The sequence below is a fragment of the Rhodococcus sp. NPDC049939 genome, from assembly GCF_040656415.1.
GTDB lineage: Bacteria > Actinomycetota > Actinomycetes > Mycobacteriales > Mycobacteriaceae > Rhodococcus_F.
Window position 1 is genome coordinate 106,887 of record NZ_JBFAMC010000005.1, and the last position, 21,278, is coordinate 128,164.

The following is a 21,278-nucleotide window of genomic DNA, read 5'->3' on the forward strand; positions in this document are numbered from 1 at the left end:
TACACGCCTTGATCAAGAACCGATGAGGCGCTGCGCGAGGTAGCCCTCGACCTGATCCAGGGCTACCCGTTCCTGAGCCATCGAGTCGCGCTCACGCACGGTCACGGCGTGATCTTCGAGGGTGTCGAAGTCCACGGTGACGCAGAACGGCGTGCCGATCTCGTCCTGACGGCGGTAGCGGCGGCCGATGGCACCGGCGTCGTCGAACTCGACGTTCCAGTGCTGGCGCAAAGTCGCGGCGAGATCCTTGGCCTTCGGCGTCAAATCCGCGTTCCGTGACAGAGGCAGAACCGCGGCCTTCACCGGGGCGAGACGACGGTCCAGGCGCATGACGGTGCGCTTGTCGACACCTCCCTTTGCATTCGGCGCCTCGTCCTCGGTGTAGGCGTCGACGAGGAACGCCATCAACGAACGGGTGAGTCCGGCGGCCGGCTCGATGACATAGGGCGTGTAGCGCTCGCCGGTTGCTTGGTCGAAGTAGTTCAGTTCGGTACCTGAGTGCTTCGAGTGCGTCGCCAGATCGAAGTCGGTCCGGTTGGCCACCCCTTCGAGCTCACCCCATTCGGAGCCCTGGAAGTGGAAGCGGTACTCGATGTCGACGGTGCGCTTGGAGTAGTGCGACAGCTTGTCCTTCGCGTGCTCGTACAGGCGCAGGTTGTCCTTGTTGATGCCCAGTCCCGTGTACCAGTCCATGCGATAGTCGATCCAGTACTGGTGCCACTCTTCGTCCTCGCCCGGCTTGACGAAGAATTCCATCTCCATCTGCTCGAACTCGCGGGTCCGGAAGATGAAGTTCCCTGGAGTGATCTCGTTGCGAAAGCTCTTGCCGATCTGACCTATGCCGAACGGCGGCTTCTTCCTCGATGTCGTGAGCACGTTCGCGAAGTTCACGAAGATGCCCTGCGCGGTTTCGGGTCGCAGGTAGTGCATACCCTCTTCGCTCTCGACCGGGCCGAGAAACGTCTTGAGCATCATGTTGAAGTCGCGGGGTTCGGTCCACTGGCCGACGGTGCCACAGTCAGGGCACACCACGACGTCCATCGCGACATCGTCGGGGTTGTCCAAGCCCTTCTTGTCCGCGTACGCCTCCTGCAGATGGTCCTGACGGTGACGCTTGTGACAGTTCAGGCACTCGACCAGAGGGTCGTTGAACACGCCGACGTGACCAGACGCGACCCATACCTCACGGGGCAGGATCACCGACGAGTCGAGGCCGACGACATCCTCTCGGCTGGTGACCATGTTCCGCCACCACTGCTTCTTGATGTTCTCCTTGAGTTCGACACCCAAGGGGCCGTAATCCCAGGCCGACTTCGTGCCTCCGTAGATCTCACCGCACGGGTAGACCAGGCCACGACGCTTGGCGAGATTGACGACGGTTTCGACTTTGGACTTCGGTGCCACTCGAGTGCTCTCCATCTGGCTAATAGATGCATGGGTTCACGTGCAAATTTCGACGCCTAGCCTATCTTCCCGATTCTGGGGGTTCACCCACCCGGTTGACATGCATATGTGTGCATATCAAAATGGAATCGCTTTGCAATAAGATGGGCGATTCAACAACACCGACTATGTCGCCGCCCTTTTCGACCATCGTCCGCCACCCCGAAGGAGATCCCGTGAGCATCACGAATACAGGGGATCCATTCGATGCGGCTGCACGGACTCCCCCGCCGCAGACGTCGGTGCAACCGAAGCAGACACCGCCGAGAGAGCCACCGCCGAGAGAGACACTCATCGCTGCCGGTGACCTATTGCGCGCACTCGCCGCACCCGTCCGAATCGCGATCGTCCTCCAGCTCCGCGAATCGGAGCGATGCGTGCACGAACTCGTGGGCGCGTTGGGGGTCGCCCAACCGTTGATCAGCCAGCATCTTCGCGTACTCAAGGCGGCGGGCATCGTCCACGGCGAGCGCAGCGGCCGTGAGGTCCTCTACCGACTGGTGGACGACCACCTTGCCCACATCGTCGTGGACGCCGTCGAACATGCCGAGGAAGGATAGAACCCGTTGACCGAGAAAACCGGCTCGCCCAAGCCTGTCGTCGGCGTGCGTACGACCAAGCAGCGCAGCGCGATCTCCGCCCTTCTCGACGACCTCGACGAGTTCCGGTCCGCGCAGGAGCTTCACGACGAGCTCCGCAAGCGGGGTGAAGGCATCGGGCTGACCACCGTCTATCGCACCCTGCAGACGCTCTCCGACGCCGGAACCGTCGACGTGCTACGAATCGACAACGGCGAATCCGTGTACCGGCGGTGCTCTACCGGGCACCACCATCACCTCGTCTGCCGCTCGTGCGGCTACACGGTCGAGGTGGAAGGACCTACCGTCGAGCGTTGGTCTCAGTCGGTCGCCGACGCCAACGGGTTCTCCGATATCAGTCACACCGTCGAAATCTTCGGCGTCTGCCGCGATTGTCGTACCGCCTAGAAGCGGAAATGCGACGGTAAGCGCTGGTCCGTGAGGTACTGGTACCCCGGGGTCGATACAGTGGCCGACCGTCATCTCTCAGGTGTCCCCGGGAGACGGGCTCGTCCCCCGATCGGAGGACAAACGGTCGACTGTACGTAGGACAGACGCAAGCCGTAGACGCGGCGATACTGCTTCGCGATAGTGGTTCCGATCATGGTCCGCCGCTCATCGGCCGATAGTGCATGCACTGGCGTAGCCGTACCGCTGGACCGATCCGGGCACATAAGGAGATGAATGTGAACCGGGACAACCGTTCTCGTGGCGACCGCACGGCCCGAATGAAGTTCCGAGGTCTGGGACTCGGGCTGGCAGCCATCGTTGCCATGTGGGCCGGCATCACCGGTACGGCGACCGCGACAGCCGACACTGTGGACGAGACCATCGACGTGGGGGGCAGCCCCTCGGCAGTGGTGGTCGCCCCGGATGGGACCCGCATCTACGTCACCCTCCCCACGGCGAATGCGGTGTCGGTGATCGACGCCTCCGACAACACGGTGGTCGACACCATCCGTTTCGGGCACTACCCGCAGTACGCGACAGTCTCCCCGGACGGGACCCGCCTCTACGTCACAAACTTCTCGAACCATACGGTGACGGTGATCGACACCTCCACCAACACCGTCACCGACACCATCGACGTCGGGGATGCCCCCCAGGGGGCGGCGGTTTCCCTGGACGGGACCCGCGTCTACACCGGCACCACATACGACGACGCAGACGGCAACGTCAACCCTGCGTTGGACGTGATCGACACCTCCAACAACACCGTCGAGTCAATCCCGGTCGAGAATAGGGTTCAGGACGTGACCGTCTCCGCGGACGGGACCCGCCTCTACGCCACCAGCTTCCAGAACAATTCGGTGGACGTGTTCGACACCTCCGACAACACCCTGGTCACGACCGTGCCAGTGGAGAACGGCCCGGAAGGTGTAGCGGTCACCCAGGACGGGTCCCGCGTCCTCGTCGTCAACAACGGTGCCGACACCGTGTCCGTGATCGACGCCTCCACCAACAGGGTGGTCGAGACCATCGGCGCCGGAAATTACCCCCGGGAGGTGGCGGTCACCCCGGACGGAACCCATGCCTATGCCACCAACTCCATCGACGGGTCCGTATCGGTGATCAACACGTCCGACAACACCGTGGCCGAGACCATCTCCGTCGGAAATTGGCCAGTAGGCGTGGCGATCGCTCATGACGGATCTCGCGTCTACGTCGCCAACGAGAACAGCGACGCGGTATCGGTCATCAGCCGTTGATCCGTTCGCAGATCTACCCCGGTAACACTTCGCTGGACGACGTGCTGATCGCCGATAAGCACCTGCTGGATGAGATTCATTCGAGGTTCAAGGTAGTAGACCCTGCCGGGACGTGTCGGCACCACCGAGAACCAAGAGCAGCATCGTCGTCAACGCCTCGTCCCCGAGTCCGCCCGCCGGGAAGGTATACCGCAGGATGACATCGGCCAGCCTGCCGTGTCCGAATACCGCGATCGAACCGAACTGCAGCGCACTATTGCGCTCGGCAGCCTTCTTGTGCAACGACGGACTCACAGGACGATCCCAGGCGAGCACACACGTCATCGACAACACGTCGAGCCCCTCGGTCAGGGTCATAGCACTGATCGAACACAACGCGCCCGCATACTCGAAGCTCAACGAGTCGCCGTCTGAACGGTCGACAGTGGTGAAATTTGCGAGGGCGTTCGCCGTGCGCTCGAGTAGAGCGCGCGCTCCGTCGACGGTCATGCGACCCGGCCCCCTCCAGCGCTCATTTCACTCCGCCGAATCTGCGGTCGCGGGAAGCGTATTCGACGCACGCCGCCCACAAGTCTCGCCGATCGAAGTCGGGAAAGAGCTTCTCCTGGTACACCATCTCGGCATAGGCCGACTGCCAGAGCATGAAGTTGGACGTGCGCTGCTCACCGGATGGACGAAGGAACAGGTCGACGTCCGGCATGTCCGGCTCGTCGAGGTACCTGGCGACGGTTGCCTCGGTGATCTTCTCCGGGTCGAGCTGCCCCGCCGCCACTCGGCGGGCGATCTCCCTGGTGGCGTCCGCGATCTCCGCACGGCCGCCGTAGTTGACGCACATGGTCAGGTTCATCACCGTATTGTGCTTGGTCAACTCCTCGGCGATCTCGAGTTCTTTGATGACGCTGCGCCACAACCTCGGACGGCGCCCGGCCCAGCGCACACGCACGCCCATCTCGTTCATCTCGTCGCGTCGACGGCGGATCACATCCCGGTTGAATCCCATCAGGAAGCGCACCTCTTCCGGGCTGCGTTTCCAGTTCTCGGTGGAGAAGGCATACGCCGACAACCACTCGACACCCATCTCGATGCAGCCGCAGACGACATCCATCAACACGGCCTCGCCGCGCTCGTGACCTGCGGTACGTGGCAATCCTCTCTCCTGGGCCCAACGACCGTTGCCGTCCATCACCAGCGCAATGTGCCGGGGCACGAGTTCGGCCTGCAGGCCGGGCGGTCGGGCGCCCGACGGGTGTGGGTCGGGGGGCCGAATCTGGTGCTCGGCCCGGGCGTTAGCCAGAGCTTGCGGTTCGCGTCGTCGAATCACGGTCACCATCCTGCCCGACCGAACCCTGGGCACCTACCGGCGCATGCGGGCGTGCACGTTCGATCAGCGGAAGGGTGCGCAGCTGTCGTTCCAGGTGCCATTGCAGGTGGGCCGCGACCAGGCCGCTGGCCTGACCACGCAGAGGCTGGGACACGCCCTCGGTGGCCGCCCAGTCACCACGGAACAGGGCATCCATCAGGTCGAGGACCCCCGGTGACGGCGTGGCTGCACCCGGAGGTCGGCAATGAACACATACCGCTCCCCCGGCCGCCACGTGGAACGCGCGGTGCGGGCCGGGTGCGCTACAACGTGCACACTCCCCCAAGGCTGGGGCCCAGCCTGCAAAACCCATGGCCCGCAACAGGAATGCATCGAGAACCAACTCACATGGACGATGTTGTTCCGCGACGGCCCGTAGAGCTCCGACCGTGAGCCGGTGCAGTTGCGGGGCCGGTGCACGTTCCTCACCGGCGAGACGCTCGGCGGTTTCGAGAATCGCGCACGCCGTGGTGTACCGGGGGTAGTCGTCGACGATATCGGTCGCGAACGCGTCGACCGTCTCGACCTGGGTGACCACGTCGAGATTGCGACCGGGATAGAGCTGCACGTCGATGTGCGTAAACGGCTCTAGTCGGGCCCCGAACTTGGATCGTGTGCGACGAACCCCCTTGGCTACCGCCCGCACCAAACCTTGCTGACGAGTGAGGAGCGTGACGATACGGTCGGCCTCGCCCAGCTTGTGCTGGCGCAGCACAACCGCATTGTCTCGATACAACCTCACCCGTTCAGTCTTTCACGTCGCGGCGACGGGCCGGCGCAAGACAATCGCGCCGCGTCACCTCGAGAGCCAAGTCATGGCGTCATCGCGCTTCCTCTGCGACTGGGCTATTCGGCTCGTCTCCAGGTTCCGCCGTCGTCAAAAAAGTTCGATACGCAGAATAGGTCCCGACCTTCAGGTGAGACTGCGATACCGGTCACTGGCGGATAGCACGGGTCACCATCCGATGCCGTTCCTATGATCGGCTCCGACCGAACCCAGCGCGCCCGGGGGCCTCCGGCGTATGTGCATTTGAGGAACGTCCCGTCCGGGGCAGTCGCATGGTTGTCGACTGAGGGATCACAGTCCCCGTCCAACATCGGCACAGGCGCCGGGGCCTCTGTGACTTCGGACGCGTCGAAGGTGGTGATCTCGTCAACGGTAGTGTTCGGTGCTGCGGTTGCCGGTGGGGGCGAGGTGATGGTGGGCAAGTCTGCCGGCATCGAAGAGTCCTTCGATGCCGTGGCAGTCCCAGGGACCGTGAACGCGATGCTCCCCGAATACACGATCGCAGCGACGGCGAGCGCTTCGACTATCCCGAGGACCAACCCCGCGATTGCGATGCCTCGGCCACCAGGGCGCGTGAACGCGAGGACGGCGAACACGATCGCCACAGGAAACAGGCCCAGAAGGGCCGCAACAAGCGAGATCACGGCATACAGATTGCTCGGATCAAGCGGCGGCCGGGTGACGTCTTTCGACAAGTCCACTGCGGTCATCGACTACACCGCCCACGCCGAAAATAGCCCCACACCGACAGCGACCACGTGATAGGCGTCCCGCATTGATATCCCACTTCCATCATGAGGCCTCGAGCGAAGCCAGCGTCGGTGATCTTAGATCAGCGACACAAACCGGTAGATCGTTGTGGCCACCATGGATTCATGTGGGCGAACCTTCCCCTTCTACACAGCAGGTGACTTCGAAGACCATCGCCGTCATTCGAATCCCTCAGATTCCCGCCCTCCAAGCGAGCTGTTTGTCCTCCCTAGCGGACTCGACGAGTCGTGACACCGACGCGGGCACCGGTGTGCCGGGCGCCACCCACGGTGCGGGTACGGGCAAACCGGCGACCGAGCGCATGGGAACCACTCCGGCCCACGCGCTGTTGGATTCGGTGGGTTCGCTCGGTGGCGCATCTCGCACCTTGACAGTCCATTGACCCGGCGAGATCGGAAGGGCGAGGGCCAGCGTCGCGGCGAGTTCCTTGCGCCTGTGTTCTCGGACCTCCCTGCTGCGGCCGGGGATCAACCCATCCGAGAGCACACTCAACGCGCCGGCGGAGTCGTCCTCGTCCAGCGTGACGAGGTTGCCCCGCACGACGGCGGATCGGTAGTTGGCGGACGAATCGAACAGGGTGTCCGCTACGACGATTCCGTCAAGCATGGCGACACACAGCACCGCCGGCGCACCTGCGGCCACGTGCCGTAGGGCACCGGCCCCGGTGGATCCGTGCAGCAGGATCCTGTCACCGTCCCGGGCGTAGAGCAGTGGTACCGCCCACGGCATACCGTCGACGACGGTGGCGAGTGTTCCCATCGCTGCGGCATCGAGGACGGCGTCGAGCTGGGCTCGTTCGGTTCGGGCACGCTCCGGATGTCTCTTGATCTTGTCCACGAGACCATGATCGATTCCATCTGGATCTGGTACAAGATCCACAATCGGGGATACTTGCAGACCAGTATTGTCTGGGGCCATGCCCCGAATCAGGCCTGAACTGCACCTGGCATTGCGGCTTCCCGACACCGATGCACCGATTCGGCACCGCATTGCGGAGTCGATCGTCGACGAAATCCGGGTAGGTCGTCTCCGCCCCGGCGACCCCCTTCCATCGACGCGGGCGCTGGCCGAAAATCTGATGGTAGCCCGGGCATCGGTGGTCGACGCCTACGACGAACTGTGCTCGTCCGGATACGCCCACGCCCGCGCCGGTTCCGGCACTCGGATCGCACCGGACGCCGATACCGCTGCCCGAGCCCACGTCGCCTCTCACGCGATCACCCCGGCGTCGCAGAGGCCGTCACCCACCACACTCGAGAATTCGAAAACCGTGTGGGACCTCACTCCTGGCCACCCCGACCCCAGCCTGATCTCCACAACCGACTGGCGCAGGGCGTGGCGTCTTGCCGCCACCGCCGGAGTGACCTCCGACTTCGACGGCCCTGACGCGCACCCGGAGTTGCGGCGTTCCCTCGCGGAACATCTGCGCCGCACGCGAGGGATCGCCGCGCACGCCGACGAACTGGTGATCGTGCCCGGAGTCGGCTCAGCGCTCCGGATGCTCTCCGCCGCAGCGGGATTCGGTAACCGAGAAGTGGCGTTCGAAGAACCCGGCTACAGCCGCGCTCGTAGAGTTCTCGAAAGCTCCGGTGTGCGGGCGCGGTCGGTCCCCGTGGATTCGGACGGTCTCGATCCCGAACTGTTGCGCGCCACCGATGTTGCGGCCTACTGCACGCCTGCCCATCAGTATCCGATGGGTGCACGGATGCCCGTGAGCCGCAGAGCCCAACTCGTCGCCCACGCAACAGCTTCGAACACGCTTCTCATCGAGGACGACTACGACGGCGAGTTCCGCTACGACGTGTCGGCGCTGCCCGCCCTGCGCAGCATCGACCGCGGGTCCGAATGCGTGGCATACGTCGGAACCGCCTCGAAGATCCTCACCCCCGCGATCCGGGTGGCGTGGGTGATCGCTCCCTCGGCGCTCCGGCCGGCCATCGCCCGAGCCCTGGACACGAGTGGTGAGGCCTGCTGTTCGATCACCGCCCTTGCGCTCTCGCATTTCATCGACTCCGGCGCGTTGACACGCCATCTCGCGCGTGCCTCCCGCACCTACTCCGCGCGTCGGACTGCGCTCGTCACCGCAATGGAGCGTCAACTGTCTGCATTCGACACGGACGGCGTCGGCCTCGCGGGAATCGAGGCCGGTCTTCACGTGGTCCTGACGCTGCCCGATTCCGTGGACGACACTGCTTTCTCGGCCGAGCTGCGTGCTCACGGTGTGGCGGTCCCCAGTCTCGCCAACTACCGCACGACACCGAACGGGCCGCGTGGACTGGTCTGCGGATACGCCCGCCTACCCGAATCTCGGGCTCGGGGCGCTGCCGAAGTGATCGGAAAGGTAGCTCAACGGCATCTCGGCTGATACTGTTCGTTCGAACGAACAGTTGCATGGGAGGGCTAGATGAGCACGGAACAATTGGGCAGTGAACAGCGGAGTGAAGACCGGGAATGGGCACCGGGACTTGCCGACCAGGTGAAGGCGCTCGCATCCGGCGTCACCACCTCCGTCGAGGAAACCCGCGTAGCTCTGGACCGAATCGAGGCGAGCCAGTCGACGCTCAACGCCTTCAAGGTCGTGCGCCGGAGCAAGGCATTGGCCGAGGCTGAGGAGGCGGATCGGCGGCTCGCGGCCGGTGAACGTCTCCCGTTGCTCGGTGTTCCGATCGCCGTGAAGGACGACGTCGACGTGGCCGGCGAACCGACCGCGTTCGGATGCCCCGGAGACTTCCCGCCCGCAGCACGCGACGCCGAGGTCGTGCGGCGATTGCGCGCCGCGGGCGCCGTGATCGTGGGCAAGACCAACAGTCCCGAACTGGGGCAGTGGCCGTTCACCAGCGGACCCGGTTTCGGCTGGACCCGCAACCCGTGGAACGGCGACCACACACCCGGAGGATCCTCCGGTGGCGCCGCGGCGGCCGTTTCGGCAGGCATGGTGTCGGCTGCGATCGGGTCGGACGGCGCCGGTTCCGTCCGCATTCCCGCCGCGTGGACCAACCTGGTCGGGATCAAACCCCAGCGGGGACGAATTTCCACCTGGCCCGCAGCCGAAGCCTTCAACGGCCTCACCGTCAACGGACCACTGGCCCGGACGGTCGCCGATGCTGCTCTGCTTCTCGACATCGCGTCGGGGCCACACGAGGGCGACCTGCACACACCCGCTCCCCTCACCGTCAGCGATGCGGTAGGCCGCGACACCGGCTCGCTCCGCATCGCGCTGTCCCTGCGCGTTCCGTTCACCCCGACTCCCACGAACCTGCACCCGGAGGTCCGCCGGGGCGTCTACCGGATCGCCGACGCCCTGCGCAACCTCGGGCACCGCGTGGTGGTGGACGACCCGAACTACGGAATCGCTTTCGGGCTTGGCTTCTTGCCGAGGTCGCTAGCGGGCGTCGATGACTGGATGCAGAAGCTCCCGAACCCGTCTCTCGTCGACCCTCGTACGAAGTCCAACGCCCGTACCGGCCGGAAGCTGCAGGGCCTGCCCCTGCGGGCGGCACGAGCGGCCGAACGTCGGGCGCAGAAGCGCGTGGGAGCGATCTTCGACAAGTACGACGTGGTCCTCGCCCCGAGCACCGCGACTCCCCCACCGCGCGTCGACGCAATGGACGGCATCGGTGCGTGGGAGACGGACAAGGTCATCACCGCGGCCTGCCCCTACGGATGGGCGTGGAACGTCCTGGGCTGGCCGAGCGTGAATGTGCCTGCAGGCTTCACTTCCGACAACCTGCCGGTCGGGGCCCAGCTGATGGGCCACGACAGTGCCGAACCGCTGCTGGTGTCGCTCGCCGCGCAGCTCGAGTCGGTCCTCCGGTGGGATCGGGTACGCCCCGAGCCGTGGTGGTGACCTCGGTGTCCACGGACGTTCGTGATCGAGTCCTCGCGGCGGCCCTCCATATCATCGGTACGGAGGGCATTCCGGGTGTCACCAATCGGCGAATCGCTGCAAAGGCCGGGGTGTCACTCGGATCGATCACCTACCACTTCCCCACTCAGACGGACCTGCTGCGCGCAGCCTTGTCGGGGTTCGTGGCCCAAGAGACACAACGCCTCGCGGACCTGGCGAACGAGTACCGCGACAAGGGCCTGAGTCTCGTCGATGCCGCAGCGCTGACGGAGAAGGTGGCGAAGGATCTGACCTTCTCTGCCGAGGAGATCGCACCGTTCGAGCTGTACGTCCACGCCGGACGCGACCACGAGCTGCGGCAGGCCGCCGAAGAGTGTTTTGCCGCGTACGAGGAATTGACGGTGACGATACTTACCGCCCTCGGCGTCCCCAACGCCGCCACGATCGCGCCGACGATCGTCGCCACCATCACCGGACTACAACTGAGGAGGCTTGCCACCGGAAGCGGTGGCGATCACGACATCTCGGCATCCGTGCTGTTGCTGCTCAACTCCTCGGTCCAAGCGCCACCGGGCTAAAAGCCCAAGCGGCCAAGCTGTTTCGGATCTCGTTGCCAGTCCTTGGCGACCTTGACGTGCAGTTCGAGAAATATCTTGGTTCCGAGCAGTTTCTCGATCTGCAGGCGAGCCCTCGTCCCGACCTCACGCAGCCGGGCACCGCCCTTGCCGATCACGATGCCCTTCTGGGACGAGCGCTCGACGTACAGCAGCGCATGGACATCGAGTAGTTCGCCTTGCTTCTCGGTGCGGCCCTCGCGGGGGATGATCTCCTCGATCACCACCGCGAGGGAGTGCGGCAACTCGTCACCGAGACCTTCGAGCGCGGCCTCACGAATGAGTTCGGCCATCAGCGTTTCCTCGGGTTCGTCGGTAAGTTCGCCATCCGGGTAGAACGCCGGGCCCTCCTCCATCTTCGATGCGAGAACGTCGACCAAGACCTCCACCTGTTCACCGGACACGGCGGAAAGGGGGACGACGTCGGTCTCCGGACCGAGGAGTTGGGACACAGCCAGCAGTTGCTTCCCTACCTCGTCTTTGCCGACCTTGTCGATCTTCGTCACGACGCCGACAACCGTGGTCTTCGGCGCGATCTGACGCACCTGCTCGACGATCCACCGATCGCCGGGGCCGATCTTCTGATCCGCCGGAATGCACAGGCAGATCAAGTCGACCTCGGAGTAGGTGTCTTTCACGAGGTCGTTGAGTCGCTGTCCGAGAAGCGTTCGAGGACGGTGCAGTCCCGGAGTATCGACGAGAATCAGCTGCGCGTGGTCACGATGCACAATGCCACGGATTGTGTGGCGCGTGGTTTGAGGACGCGACGACGTGATCGCAACCTTGGCGCCAACCAGCGCGTTGGTCAACGTAGATTTACCCGTGTTGGGCCGCCCGACGAAACAGACGAATCCGGAACGGAATTCGGTGTTGCTCATCTCACTCCTCGATCACGGATCCATCTGCTCGCGCGGAGACGACGACCGCCTGCGCACTGACTTCGTGTAGCGCGACGATACCCGGATCTTCCGAGTTCGCGCCGATCACGACTGCAGCCTCGAAGCCCTCGGCGCCACTGGACACCGCCGCAGCGATGCTGGCCTGCAGTGCTGTCAACGACAGCGACTTCAGCGAGACCGCGCCTGCCGAGTAGGTGCGCCCGTCGAGATCTCGGACGGCAGCCCCTTGACCACTTCCGGTGCGGCCGAGCGCTCCTCGTGCAAGTACAACCAACTTGGCATCCTCGGCGCTCAGTTCAGCCATCGTCACTCTCCTGTGCGTTGTCGTCTTCGTCCTCTTCTGCGGACACGCGTTGCACGAAGACCGTGGTGACCCGAACTCGCCCGCGCACGTCGGGAGCACCCTCACCTCGCAGAACCAATCCTTGGGACTCGACCTCCGATCCCGGGAGCGGAACCCTGCCGAGTTGGTGTCCGATCAGCCCTCCAACGGTTTCCACCTCGTCGTTCTCGAGTTCGATTCCGAACAGTTCGCCGAGATCCTCGATCGGCAGTCGAGCAGACACGCGGAACATCCCTGCGCCGAGATCCTCGATCGGCGGCGTCTCGTCCTGGTCGTACTCGTCCGCTATTTCGCCGACGATTTCCTCGATGACGTCCTCGATCGTGACCAGTCCGGCGATTCCTCCGTACTCGTCCACCAAAACAGCCATGTGGTTGCGGTCGCGCTGCATCTCCGCGAGCAAGCTGTCGAGGGGCTTGGAGTCCGGCACGAAGACGGCGGGGCGCATCACGTCGTGGACGCTGACGCCGCGTCCGCCGTCACGTGAATGGTAGGTCTGCTGTACGAGGTCCTTGAGATAGACGACCCCGAGCACGTCGTCGACATTCTCGCCGATCACGGGAATCCGCGAGTGCCCGCTTCGGACGGCCAGCGACGTCGCCTGCCCTGCGCTCTTGTTGCTCTCGATCCACACCATCTCGGTACGGGGCACCATCACCTCACGGGCCGGAGTATCACCCAACTCGAATACCGACTGGATCATCCGGCGTTCCTCGGCTGCCACCACGCCGCTCTCCTGCGCCATGTCGACGAGTTCACGCAGTTCGATCTCGGATGCGAAGGGTCCCTCGCGAAATCCCTTGCCCGGTGTGATCGCATTTCCTACGAGGATCAGGAGGCGACTGATCGGTCCCAACAGAGTTCCGATGAACTGCAAGGGAACCGACGCGGCCAACGAGATCGAGTAGGCGTGCTGGCGGCCGAGCGTACGGGGGCCGACCCCGATCACCACGTAGTCGACCAGCACCATCACGATCGCGGTAATCGTCAGCGCCCATGCAGGTTCGAGGAGGTCGATGAGTCCACCGACAAGCACAACCGTCGCGGTGATCTCGCACAGGATGCGCAGCAGCACCATGAGATTCACATAACGCGGTCGATCCTTCAGGATGCCGAGCACCCGGGTCGCTCCCGGCCGGCCATCCTTCGCCATCTCCTCGATACGCGCGGACGAGATCGTGTTGAGAGCGGAATCGACCGCGGCGAAGATACCACCGAGTGGGACGAGGACGATCGCAAGGGCGATAAGCGCGATGGCGCTATTCACAGAAGACCCTCCACGTGGAGTTACTGATCCGGCGAATCGAAGAACCCGGCCGCCTTGCCGAGCAGCTTCTGATCCCGGGCGGCAAGTTCGGCGTCGATCTCGGCCTTTCGCAGATCCTCGTACCAGCCCTCGAGTAACTCGTTCTGCAGGCCGAACATCTCCTTCTCTTCCTCTGGCTCAGCGTGGTCGTAGCCGAGAAGATGGAGAACTCCATGCACGGTAAGGAGGGCGAGTTCACGCGAGAGCGAGTGACCGGCCTGGTCAGCCTGTTCGGCCGCGAAGGACGGGCACAGCACGATGTCGCCGAGCATCGACGGTCCGGGCTCGGGCGAGTCCGGACGACCGCCGGGCTCGAGTTCGTCCATGGGAAACGACATCACGTCGGTCGGACCGGGTAGATCCATCCACCGCATATGGAGATCGGCCATCGTGGCTGAGTCCACCAGGGACATCGACAACTCGGCGGCGGGGTGCACGTCCATCCTCGCGATCACGAATCGGGCAACGCTGATCAACTCCTCTTCGGAGACGTCCATACCCGATTCGTTCGAGACTTCGATGCTCATGTGTGTCGCTTCCTCCTGGTTTCGGCGGCACTCACCCTACCGTCGTGGAGAACGCGCGTGCGCAGCTCTACGCTGCGCGCGATTTCCGAACTCGACCTTCTCATTGACCCCGGCCTCGAAACGCTCGTACGCGTCGACGATGTCGGACACCAGGCGGTGCCGGATCACGTCACTGCTGTTGAGTTCGGCGAAGTAGATGTCGTCGACGTCCCCGAGTATCTCGGTGGCGGCACGAAGCCCCGACCGGGATCCTCCGGGCAGGTCCACCTGGGTGGAGTCGCCGGTGACGACGACCTTCGAACCGAACCCCAGGCGGGTGAGGAACATCTTCATCTGCTCGGCTGTTGTGTTCTGCGCCTCGTCGAGGATGATGAACGCATCGTTGAGCGTGCGACCACGCATGTACGCCAGCGGAGCCACCTCGATCACTCCCGACTGCATCAGCTTCGGAATGGCCTCGGCGTCCATCATGTCGTGGAGCGCGTCGTGCAGCGGCCGGAGGTACGGATCGATTTTCTCGTGCAGCGTGCCCGGCAGGAATCCGAGCCTCTCACCCGCCTCGACCGCCGGTCTGGTGAGGATGATCCGGGACACCTGCTTGGTCTGCAGCGCCTGTACCGCCTTGGCCATGGCCAGATAGGTCTTGCCCGTACCCGCGGGTCCGATGCCGAACACGATGGTGTGCGCGTCGATCGCGTCGACATACCTCTTCTGGTTGAGTGTCTTCGGCCGGATAGTCTTACCGCGCCTCGACAGGATGTCGAGGGTCAAGACCTCCGCGGGTGATTCGCTCAGGCCCTGCGTGAGCATGCCGACCGTGCGACGGACGGTGTCGGCGCCAAGTGGTTGACCGCGGTCGACGATCGCGCAGAGCTCGGCGATGACACGTTCGGCGAGCGCCACGTCACCCGGTTTCCCCACAAGTGTGACCGTGTTGCCCCGAACATGGATGTCAGCGTCCAGAACCAGTTCCAAGGCGCGAAGATTCTCGTCGGAGGAACCCAGCAGAGGCGGGACGGTGTCGGGGGGAAGTTCGATACTCGAACGCACCGTGCGTTCCGTCGGGCGTGTCGCGCCGAACGTCTCGCCGGTCTGGTGTTGTTCACTCACGTGTGGAATATGGCCTACTTTCCGGTTCCCGGGGATTCGCGACGGGTGTCGTGATGACCAAAGTCTAGCGCTGGGACACCCGGCGGCCCACCTAATTGGCTATCGCTGCCGAACACTGTCGAGCGATACCTGGACCACCGGTCAGAACTGGGTGCCGCCGGACAGTAGCGCCCTCCGCGAGATCGTCCAGCACTCCGTGTCGGGATCGAGGAACGCGAAATGGTCCTCACCCTCCACGACGTGCAAAGCGACCTGGTCCCCAGCTACGGCCGCGGCCTTGCTGTACCGAACGCTGACCTTCGCCGGGACTTGGAGGTCCTCGGCGCCGTGCACGCACACCACCGGAACTCCCACCGGAATCCGGTGGTGCGGGGACGCCGACCGGTACGCGTCGGGATCATCTTCGTAGGGCACACCGAGAAGATCCTCGATGTATCCGATCCGGCGACCCCGCTCCGCTGCCGTTGCAAGATCCAGCGCGCCGGCCTGCGACACCACCAATTCCGGGCGCACCTTCAGGTCCGGTTCACCTGCGAGCCACACCGCGAGCTGTCCACCGGCCGAGTGCCCCACAATCCGGATCCGGTTGAGGTCGAGCGGTACCGGAGACCGCTCGGCTACCGGTCCCGCGATCGCCTCCAGCGCGGCGACGACATCGGTCGACATTTCCCGCCATCCCCCGCCCGCACCGAGCCGTCGGTACTCGACGTTCCACACCGCGAGTCCATTGCGCGCCAAGTCGACTGCGAATCCCGTACCGAGGTTGAGGTGGTACTCGCCGCGCCAGAACCCGCCGTGCACGATCATCACCACAGGCAGCGGCGAAGAAACCGGCTGGTCCGGCATGTAGAAGTGCCCGAACTGCTGGGGTTCGGTTCCGTAATTGATCAGAATGCGGTCCACGGTTCACCAGGCTAATCGGAGTGGATCGGCTCAGCCCTGGCCGATCAGGACAGTGGCGCCGCGCCCCAGCGGTCGGTGAGCACACCGAGCGCACCCAACGCCACGGCTGCTGCGGTCGATGTCCGAAGAACGTGCGGTCCGAGCAACACCGGCACCGCGCCCACCTCCGTCAACGACGCGATCTCCTCGTCGGAGATGCCACCCTCGGGTCCGACGATCAACACGATTTCGCCCACCGAGCGCAACGAGAGTTCGGACAAGCCCAGCGCCGCAGACTCGTGCAGTGCGGCGACCACTCCACCGCGGGCGACGACCTCACGCACCAAGGACAGCACTCCCGCCGTCCGGACTGGTTCCGACACCTCGGGCACGATCGCCCGCCTCGATTGCTTCGCTGCGGCCAGAGCGGCGCTACGCCAGCGCGCCACCCCTTTTGCGACCTTCGGGCCGTCCCATCGCGCCACACAGCGCGACGACTGCCACGGCACGATCGCGTCAGCACCAGCCTCGGTTGCCAGTTCGACCGCCAGTTCGGATCGCTCCGCCTTCGGAAGTGCTTGCACCACAGTGACAGTCGGCGATGGCGGCTGAATTTGACTTCGCGCGTGAACAGTCAATTCCAACCGATTCTTTTCCGCAGCCGTCACTTCCGAGTCTGCGAGACCTCCGTGACCGTCTGCCAGCATGATCCGCTCCCCGATACCGATCCGGCGCACGGTCGCCGCGTGCCTGCCCTCGGAACCGTCCAGAACGGCGGTGCACCCGACTTCAGGCAGCGGATCGAGAAAGAAGACCGTGGCCGCCACGGTCAGCGACCGCTGAAGGCTTCACGCAGGCGTGAGAACAATCCACCGCTGTGCTGCGATTGCGTCGACACGACCTCGGCCACATCGCGGTCGCGGAGATCCTTGAGGTCGCGCAGAAGCTTCGTCTCCTTGTGATCGAGCTTCGAAGGAACCACTACCTCGAGATGAGCGTGGACATCACCACGTGTTCCGGTCCGCAACTTCGGCATGCCGTGCCCGCGTAGCACCGTAACCGCGCCCGGCTGCGTGCCCGGCTCGATGGTGATCTCCTTGGGGCCGTCGATGATGGTGTCGATCGTGACCGCTGTGCCGAGAGCAGCGTCGATCATCGGGACCCGGATCGTGCAGTGCAGGTCCTCGCCGTCACGAACGAATACCTCGTGCGGCTGCTCGATCACCTCGACGTACAGATCTCCGGCGGGACCTCCGCCGGGTCCCACCTCGCCCTGTGCGGCAAGCCGGATCCGCATCCCACCAGCGACACCGGCGGGCACCTTCACCGTGATGTCCCTACGGGAGCGCACCCGTCCGTCACCATCGCATTTGCGGCACGGGTCCGGGATGGTCTCGCCCGCACCACGGCAGGTGGGGCAAGGACGGGAAGTCATGACCTGGCCGAGGAACGACCGCTGCACCGACTGGACCTCGCCCGCACCGCCACATGTTTCGCAGCGCACCGGTTTCGAGTCACCGTTGGTACCCGACCCCGTGCAAGCGTCGCACAGAATCGCGGTCTCGACGGTGACGTGCTTGCTCACACCCGTAGCGCACTCGGCCAATGTCAATTTGGTTCGCAGGAGAGCGTCCGCCCCCGGTTGCACACGGCCGCGCGGACCCCGCCCGGCACCACCGCCGCCGCCGAAGAATGCCTCGAACACATCCCCGAGACCGCCACCGAAACCGGCCCCGAAGCCTCCGCCGCCACCACCCGAGGACAACGGGTCGCCGCCGAGGTCGACAATGCGGCGCTTCTCTGGATCCGACAACACCTCGTAGGCCGTCGAGATATCCCGGAACCGGGCCTGGGCAGCTTCATCCGGGTTCACATCGGGATGCAGTTCTCTCGCAAGTTTGCGATACGCCCGCTTGAGTTCTTGATCGGTCGCATTCTTGTCGACGCCGAGCGTTGCGTAGTAATCCCGTGCCACGTTGAGTCTCTCGTCCTTCTCTACTTCGTTGTGTCGGTAATCTCGGTTGTCGGGTCACCGGCCACCGTCGCTACTCCATTACAAGTCTCGCCCGTGACTCCAGCTTGCACCGAGGCCCGTCGTCAGCGCTCGGCGAGCACTTGGCCGATGTATCTCGCAACAGCAGCTACCGACGCGATTGTTCCCGGATAGTCCATGCGTGTGGGTCCGAGCACCCCCATTCCGCCGAGTACCGTGCCTGCCGCTCCGTAACCGGTGGAGATGACGGAAGTGCCGCGCATCTGCTCGACCTGCGTTTCCTCACCAATCCGCACCGTGACGGTGCCGGTCTCCTGAGTGGAGGCCAGCAGCTTGAGGACCACCACCTGCTCCTCGAGTGCCTCGAGAACCGCGCGCAACGACCCCGGGAACCCACTGTTACCACTGAAGTCTGCTGCATTGCGGGTCAGATTCGCAGTGCCGCCGAGGACCAGCCTCTCCTCGGGATGTTCGACGAGGGTCTCCACCAGCACCGTGGCTGACCGGATCACCGCATCACGCAAACCCTGCGGGGCCTCGCTGGCCAGTTCCGAAACCGCGATCGACGCCGCCGCCAACCGCTTGCCCTCCAGCGCACCACCGAGAAGGCTGCGCAGCCGCGACAGGTCCTCGTCGTCGAGCGCACCACCGAGCTCGACAATGCGCTGATCGACACGGCCGGAGTCGGTGATGAGTACCAGCAGCAGACGAGCCGGGGTCAGTGCCACCACCTCGAGGTGCCGCACGGAAGAGGCCGACAGTGTGGGATATTGCACAACCGCCACCTGGCGTGTGAGTTGCGCGAGGAGGCGAACACCACGCCTGAGAACATCGTCCAGATCGACGCCCGACTCCAAGAAATCGAGAATCGCACGGCGCTCAGCGTTCGACAGCGGCTTCACGTCGGCGATGCGGTCGACGAACTCCCGATAGCCCTTGTCGGTCGGAACGCGGCCGGAACTCGTGTGCGGCTGGGCGATGTATCCCTCGCTCTCGAGAGCCGCCATATCGTTACGCACAGTCGCACTCGAGACACCCAGGTTGTGCCGCTCTACCAGCGCCTTCGATCCCACCGGCTCCTGTGTGGAGACGTAGTCGGCGACGATCGCGCGGAGAACCTCGAACCGCCTGTCTTCCGTGTTCGACATCGCCATTCACCTCCAGTTCCCGATCAGTACGAGCGACCGCCACACCGAACTAGTATTCGAATCGGTCGTCATAATCCCCTGAGCAACGTGCATTCGCACGCGCATTCTAGTCTTTGTCCAGTCTAATCGGCGGACCGTCATTTCCCGCCCTACCCTTACTGTTGAGACCGGAAACGAGCAAGTGGGGCACCGACCCCTCGGGATGACAGACGATGATTTTCAAAGGCGTCATGGACGGTAAGCCGTACCCGGACCACAGGCTGTCGCAACGCGACTGGTCCAAGATCCCTCCTCGACAATTGCGTCTCGACGAGATTGTGACCACCACCAAGGTCTTGGAGCTCGACCGGTTGTTGTCCGAAGACTCCACGTTCTACGGCGACCTGTTCCCGCACGCGGTGCAGTGGCACGGGGTCATCTACCTCGAGGACGGGTTGCACCGTGCGGTGCGTTCGGCCCTACGCAACCGCGTCGTGCTGCATGCACGAGTCTTCGACTACGACGAGATGCCTGGCATCTTCACGGGCTGACGCCGCTACCGCAGTACGGTTCGGACAACCGCGTCGGCCAGCAGTCGTCCCCGATCGGTCAGCACGAAGCGGTTGCCTTCACGCACCAGCAGCCCGTCTGCCACGACCTCCTCGGCCGCACACTGCTCTTCGGCATCCAGTTCCGCCACCGGCAGTCCCGTGCGCAGCCGAGCCGTCAACATCACCCGCTCGACGTGGAGGTCCTCGGCTGTCAGCTGCTCACTTCCACCAACGGGCAGTCGACCCGCCGCCAACTCTTCCGCGTAGCGCGCCGGATGCTTGACATTCCACCAACGCACACCCCCGACGTGACTGTGGGCACCTGGCCCGGCGCCCCACCAGTTCCCGCCGTCCCAGTACCCCAGGTTGTGCCTACAACGAGACTCCCCCGTCGCTTCGCTCGCAAGTCGTAAATCCCCCGTCGCTTCGCTCGCGAGTCGTAAATCCCCCGTCGCTTCGCTCGCCCGCCGCAAATCCCCCGTCGCTTCGCTCGCCCGCCGCAAATCCCCCGTCGCTTCGCTCGCCCGCGCCCAGTTCGACACCTCGTACCAAGTCAGACCCGCCGCTGACAGCCGCGCGTCGATGCGCTCGTACCGCGATGCCAGGACGTCGTCGTCGGGTGCGGGCAATTCGCCCCGGCGCACCTTCCTCGCCAACGCCGTTCCGTCCTCCACGATCAGTGCGTACGCGGAAACATGGTCCACCCCGGCCGCCAGCACTGCATCCAGCGACGCGTCCAGATCCTCGTCCCGTTCGCCTGGTGTCCCATAGATGAGGTCGAGATTGACGTGCTCGAACCCCGCCGCCCTCGCCTCCAGCGCCGCCGCCTGCGCGCGCCCCGGCGTGTGAGTGCGGTCGAGCACTCTCAAAACGTGCTGCGCAGCCGACTGCATGCCCAGCGAGACCCTTGTGAATCCACCTGCCCACAGGCGATCGAAGAATTCCGGCGACGTGGACTCCGGGTTCGATTCCGTGGTCACCTCGGCGCCGCGCGCCACTCCGAAACTCGTGCGGATCGCATCGAGGACATCCACCAGTCCGTCGCCACCGAGCAGTGACGGTGTCCCACCTCCGACGAAGATGGTGTCGACCGCCGGGCCGACCATCATTTCCGCCGCGACGTCGAGTTCTCGGCGAAGAGCCTCCATCCACGACTGCGGCGACGACGACGTCCCCAACTCGCCGGCCGTATAGGTGTTGAAATCGCAATATCCACATCGCGTGGCACAGAAGGGCACGTGCACGTAGATCCCGAACGGCCGATTCCGAACCTCTGCCAGCGCCCGCGCAGACAACTCGAAACCCGCCGACTCCCGTCGGCCGTCGCCAGACGTGCTCACTTCACTCACCCTGTCAGTCTTCCAGGTCCGAGGAGCGCGACTTCTCCCGTCCGAGCCCACAGTCCTGATTGCGATATTGCCCACACAAAGG

23 protein-coding genes are annotated in these 21,278 nt (G+C 64.4%); 7 read left to right on the forward strand and 16 right to left on the reverse strand.

What is annotated here, in order from left to right; genetic code table 11:
* Nucleotides 1–12: 12 nt before the first annotated feature.
* Nucleotides 13–1,404 carry a glycine--tRNA ligase gene (locus AB0I57_RS17400; RefSeq protein WP_358337830.1) on the reverse strand — a complete coding sequence of 464 codons (1,392 nt, stop codon included), beginning with the start codon at nt 1,402–1,404 and terminating at the stop codon, nt 13–15.
* A gap of 215 nt (nt 1,405–1,619) precedes the next feature.
* On the opposite strand from AB0I57_RS17400, the gene AB0I57_RS17405 reads away from it, so the two are divergent.
* The 3 genes from AB0I57_RS17405 to AB0I57_RS17415 all read left to right on the forward strand — a co-directional run bounded on the left by AB0I57_RS17405 (nt 1,620) and on the right by AB0I57_RS17415 (nt 3,730).
* Nucleotides 1,620–2,003 carry a metalloregulator ArsR/SmtB family transcription factor gene (locus AB0I57_RS17405; RefSeq protein WP_358337832.1) on the forward strand — a complete coding sequence of 128 codons (384 nt, stop codon included), beginning with the start codon at nt 1,620–1,622 and terminating at the stop codon, nt 2,001–2,003.
* A gap of 6 nt (nt 2,004–2,009) precedes the next feature.
* Nucleotides 2,010–2,429 (forward strand): Fur family transcriptional regulator, encoded by a 420-nt coding sequence (locus AB0I57_RS17410; RefSeq protein WP_358337835.1) that lies wholly within the window; start codon nt 2,010–2,012, stop codon nt 2,427–2,429.
* Between the two features lie 278 nt (nt 2,430–2,707).
* Nucleotides 2,708–3,730, forward strand: coding sequence for a beta-propeller fold lactonase family protein (locus AB0I57_RS17415; protein WP_358337838.1), 1,023 nt, complete (start codon nt 2,708–2,710; stop codon nt 3,728–3,730).
* Between the two features lie 87 nt (nt 3,731–3,817).
* Here the strand turns inward: AB0I57_RS17415 and AB0I57_RS17420 are convergent, their stop codons facing one another.
* The 5 genes from AB0I57_RS17420 to AB0I57_RS17440 form a co-directional block, all read right to left on the reverse strand.
* Nucleotides 3,818–4,219: a hypothetical protein gene (locus AB0I57_RS17420; protein WP_358337841.1), complete on the reverse strand. Its 402-nt coding sequence runs from the start codon at nt 4,217–4,219 to the stop codon at nt 3,818–3,820.
* 22 nt (nt 4,220–4,241) lie between these two features.
* Nucleotides 4,242–5,051, reverse strand: a complete 810-nt coding sequence (locus AB0I57_RS17425) for an isoprenyl transferase (protein WP_358337844.1) — start codon at nt 5,049–5,051, stop codon at nt 4,242–4,244.
* Nucleotides 5,017–5,832 (reverse strand): DNA repair protein RecO, encoded by an 816-nt coding sequence (gene recO / locus AB0I57_RS17430; protein WP_358337847.1) that lies wholly within the window; start codon nt 5,830–5,832, stop codon nt 5,017–5,019. The genes AB0I57_RS17425 and recO overlap by 35 nt, the downstream gene beginning before the upstream one ends.
* 104 nt (nt 5,833–5,936) lie before the next feature.
* Entirely contained in the window at nt 5,937–6,587 is a 651-nt protein-coding gene (locus tag AB0I57_RS17435; RefSeq protein WP_358337850.1) for a DUF4190 domain-containing protein, read from the reverse strand.
* Between the two features lie 232 nt (nt 6,588–6,819).
* The gene (locus tag AB0I57_RS17440; protein ID WP_358338318.1) at nt 6,820–7,485 is read right to left on the reverse strand and encodes a pyridoxamine 5'-phosphate oxidase family protein; all 666 of its coding nucleotides are present in this window, start codon (nt 7,483–7,485) and stop codon (nt 6,820–6,822) included.
* 79 nt (nt 7,486–7,564) lie between these two features.
* Here AB0I57_RS17440 and AB0I57_RS17445 point away from each other — a divergent pair, with 79 nt between their 5' ends.
* The 3 genes from AB0I57_RS17445 to AB0I57_RS17455 are packed head-to-tail and all read left to right on the forward strand — an operon-like array spanning nt 7,565 to nt 11,073.
* Nucleotides 7,565–9,013, forward strand: a complete 1,449-nt coding sequence (locus AB0I57_RS17445; protein WP_358337853.1) for a PLP-dependent aminotransferase family protein — start codon at nt 7,565–7,567, stop codon at nt 9,011–9,013.
* A gap of 39 nt (nt 9,014–9,052) precedes the next feature.
* Nucleotides 9,053–10,495, forward strand: coding sequence for an amidase (locus AB0I57_RS17450; protein WP_358337856.1), 1,443 nt, complete (start codon nt 9,053–9,055; stop codon nt 10,493–10,495).
* 5 nt (nt 10,496–10,500) lie between these two features.
* On the forward strand, nt 10,501–11,073 hold the full coding sequence (locus AB0I57_RS17455) for a TetR family transcriptional regulator (protein ID WP_358337859.1): 573 nt from the start codon (nt 10,501–10,503) through the stop codon (nt 11,071–11,073).
* Here the strand turns inward: AB0I57_RS17455 and era are convergent.
* The 9 genes from era to hrcA all read right to left on the reverse strand — a co-directional run bounded on the left by era (nt 11,070) and on the right by hrcA (nt 19,317).
* Nucleotides 11,070–11,987: a GTPase Era gene (era, locus tag AB0I57_RS17460; RefSeq protein WP_358337862.1), complete on the reverse strand. Its 918-nt coding sequence runs from the start codon at nt 11,985–11,987 to the stop codon at nt 11,070–11,072. The two genes, AB0I57_RS17455 and era, sit on opposite strands and share 4 nt — an antisense overlap.
* A gap of 1 nt (nt 11,988) precedes the next feature.
* On the reverse strand, nt 11,989–12,312 hold the full coding sequence (locus AB0I57_RS17465) for a cytidine deaminase (protein WP_358337865.1): 324 nt from the start codon (nt 12,310–12,312) through the stop codon (nt 11,989–11,991).
* On the reverse strand, nt 12,305–13,618 hold the full coding sequence (locus AB0I57_RS17470) for a hemolysin family protein (protein WP_358337868.1): 1,314 nt from the start codon (nt 13,616–13,618) through the stop codon (nt 12,305–12,307). The genes AB0I57_RS17465 and AB0I57_RS17470 overlap by 8 nt, the downstream gene beginning before the upstream one ends.
* 20 nt (nt 13,619–13,638) lie before the next feature.
* Nucleotides 13,639–14,184, reverse strand: coding sequence for an rRNA maturation RNase YbeY (gene ybeY, locus AB0I57_RS17475; protein WP_358337871.1), 546 nt, complete (start codon nt 14,182–14,184; stop codon nt 13,639–13,641).
* Between the two features lie 36 nt (nt 14,185–14,220).
* The gene (locus tag AB0I57_RS17480; RefSeq protein ID WP_358337874.1) at nt 14,221–15,294 is read right to left on the reverse strand and encodes a PhoH family protein; all 1,074 of its coding nucleotides are present in this window, start codon (nt 15,292–15,294) and stop codon (nt 14,221–14,223) included.
* Between the two features lie 141 nt (nt 15,295–15,435).
* Entirely contained in the window at nt 15,436–16,197 is a 762-nt protein-coding gene (locus AB0I57_RS17485; RefSeq protein WP_358337877.1) for an alpha/beta hydrolase, read from the reverse strand.
* 44 nt (nt 16,198–16,241) lie between these two features.
* Nucleotides 16,242–17,003 (reverse strand): 16S rRNA (uracil(1498)-N(3))-methyltransferase, encoded by a 762-nt coding sequence (locus AB0I57_RS17490; protein WP_358337880.1) that lies wholly within the window; start codon nt 17,001–17,003, stop codon nt 16,242–16,244.
* 2 nt (nt 17,004–17,005) lie between these two features.
* Complete coding sequence (gene dnaJ, locus AB0I57_RS17495) at nt 17,006–18,151, reverse strand: molecular chaperone DnaJ (RefSeq protein ID WP_358337883.1); 1,146 nt, start codon at nt 18,149–18,151, stop codon at nt 17,006–17,008.
* Nucleotides 18,152–18,273: 122 nt separating this feature from the next.
* A complete protein-coding gene (gene hrcA / locus AB0I57_RS17500) occupies nt 18,274–19,317 on the reverse strand; it encodes a heat-inducible transcriptional repressor HrcA (RefSeq protein ID WP_358337886.1) in 1,044 nt (347 codons plus the stop codon).
* A 212-nt stretch (nt 19,318–19,529) separates the two neighbouring features.
* Between hrcA and AB0I57_RS17505 the strand changes: the two genes are divergently transcribed.
* Nucleotides 19,530–19,847, forward strand: coding sequence for a type II toxin-antitoxin system VapB family antitoxin (locus tag AB0I57_RS17505; RefSeq protein WP_358337889.1), 318 nt, complete (start codon nt 19,530–19,532; stop codon nt 19,845–19,847).
* 5 nt (nt 19,848–19,852) lie between these two features.
* Here AB0I57_RS17505 and AB0I57_RS17510 read toward each other — a convergent pair whose 3' ends face one another.
* Nucleotides 19,853–21,196 carry a coproporphyrinogen-III oxidase family protein gene (locus AB0I57_RS17510; protein ID WP_358337892.1) on the reverse strand — a complete coding sequence of 448 codons (1,344 nt, stop codon included), beginning with the start codon at nt 21,194–21,196 and terminating at the stop codon, nt 19,853–19,855.
* Nucleotides 21,197–21,278: the final 82 nt, after the last annotated feature.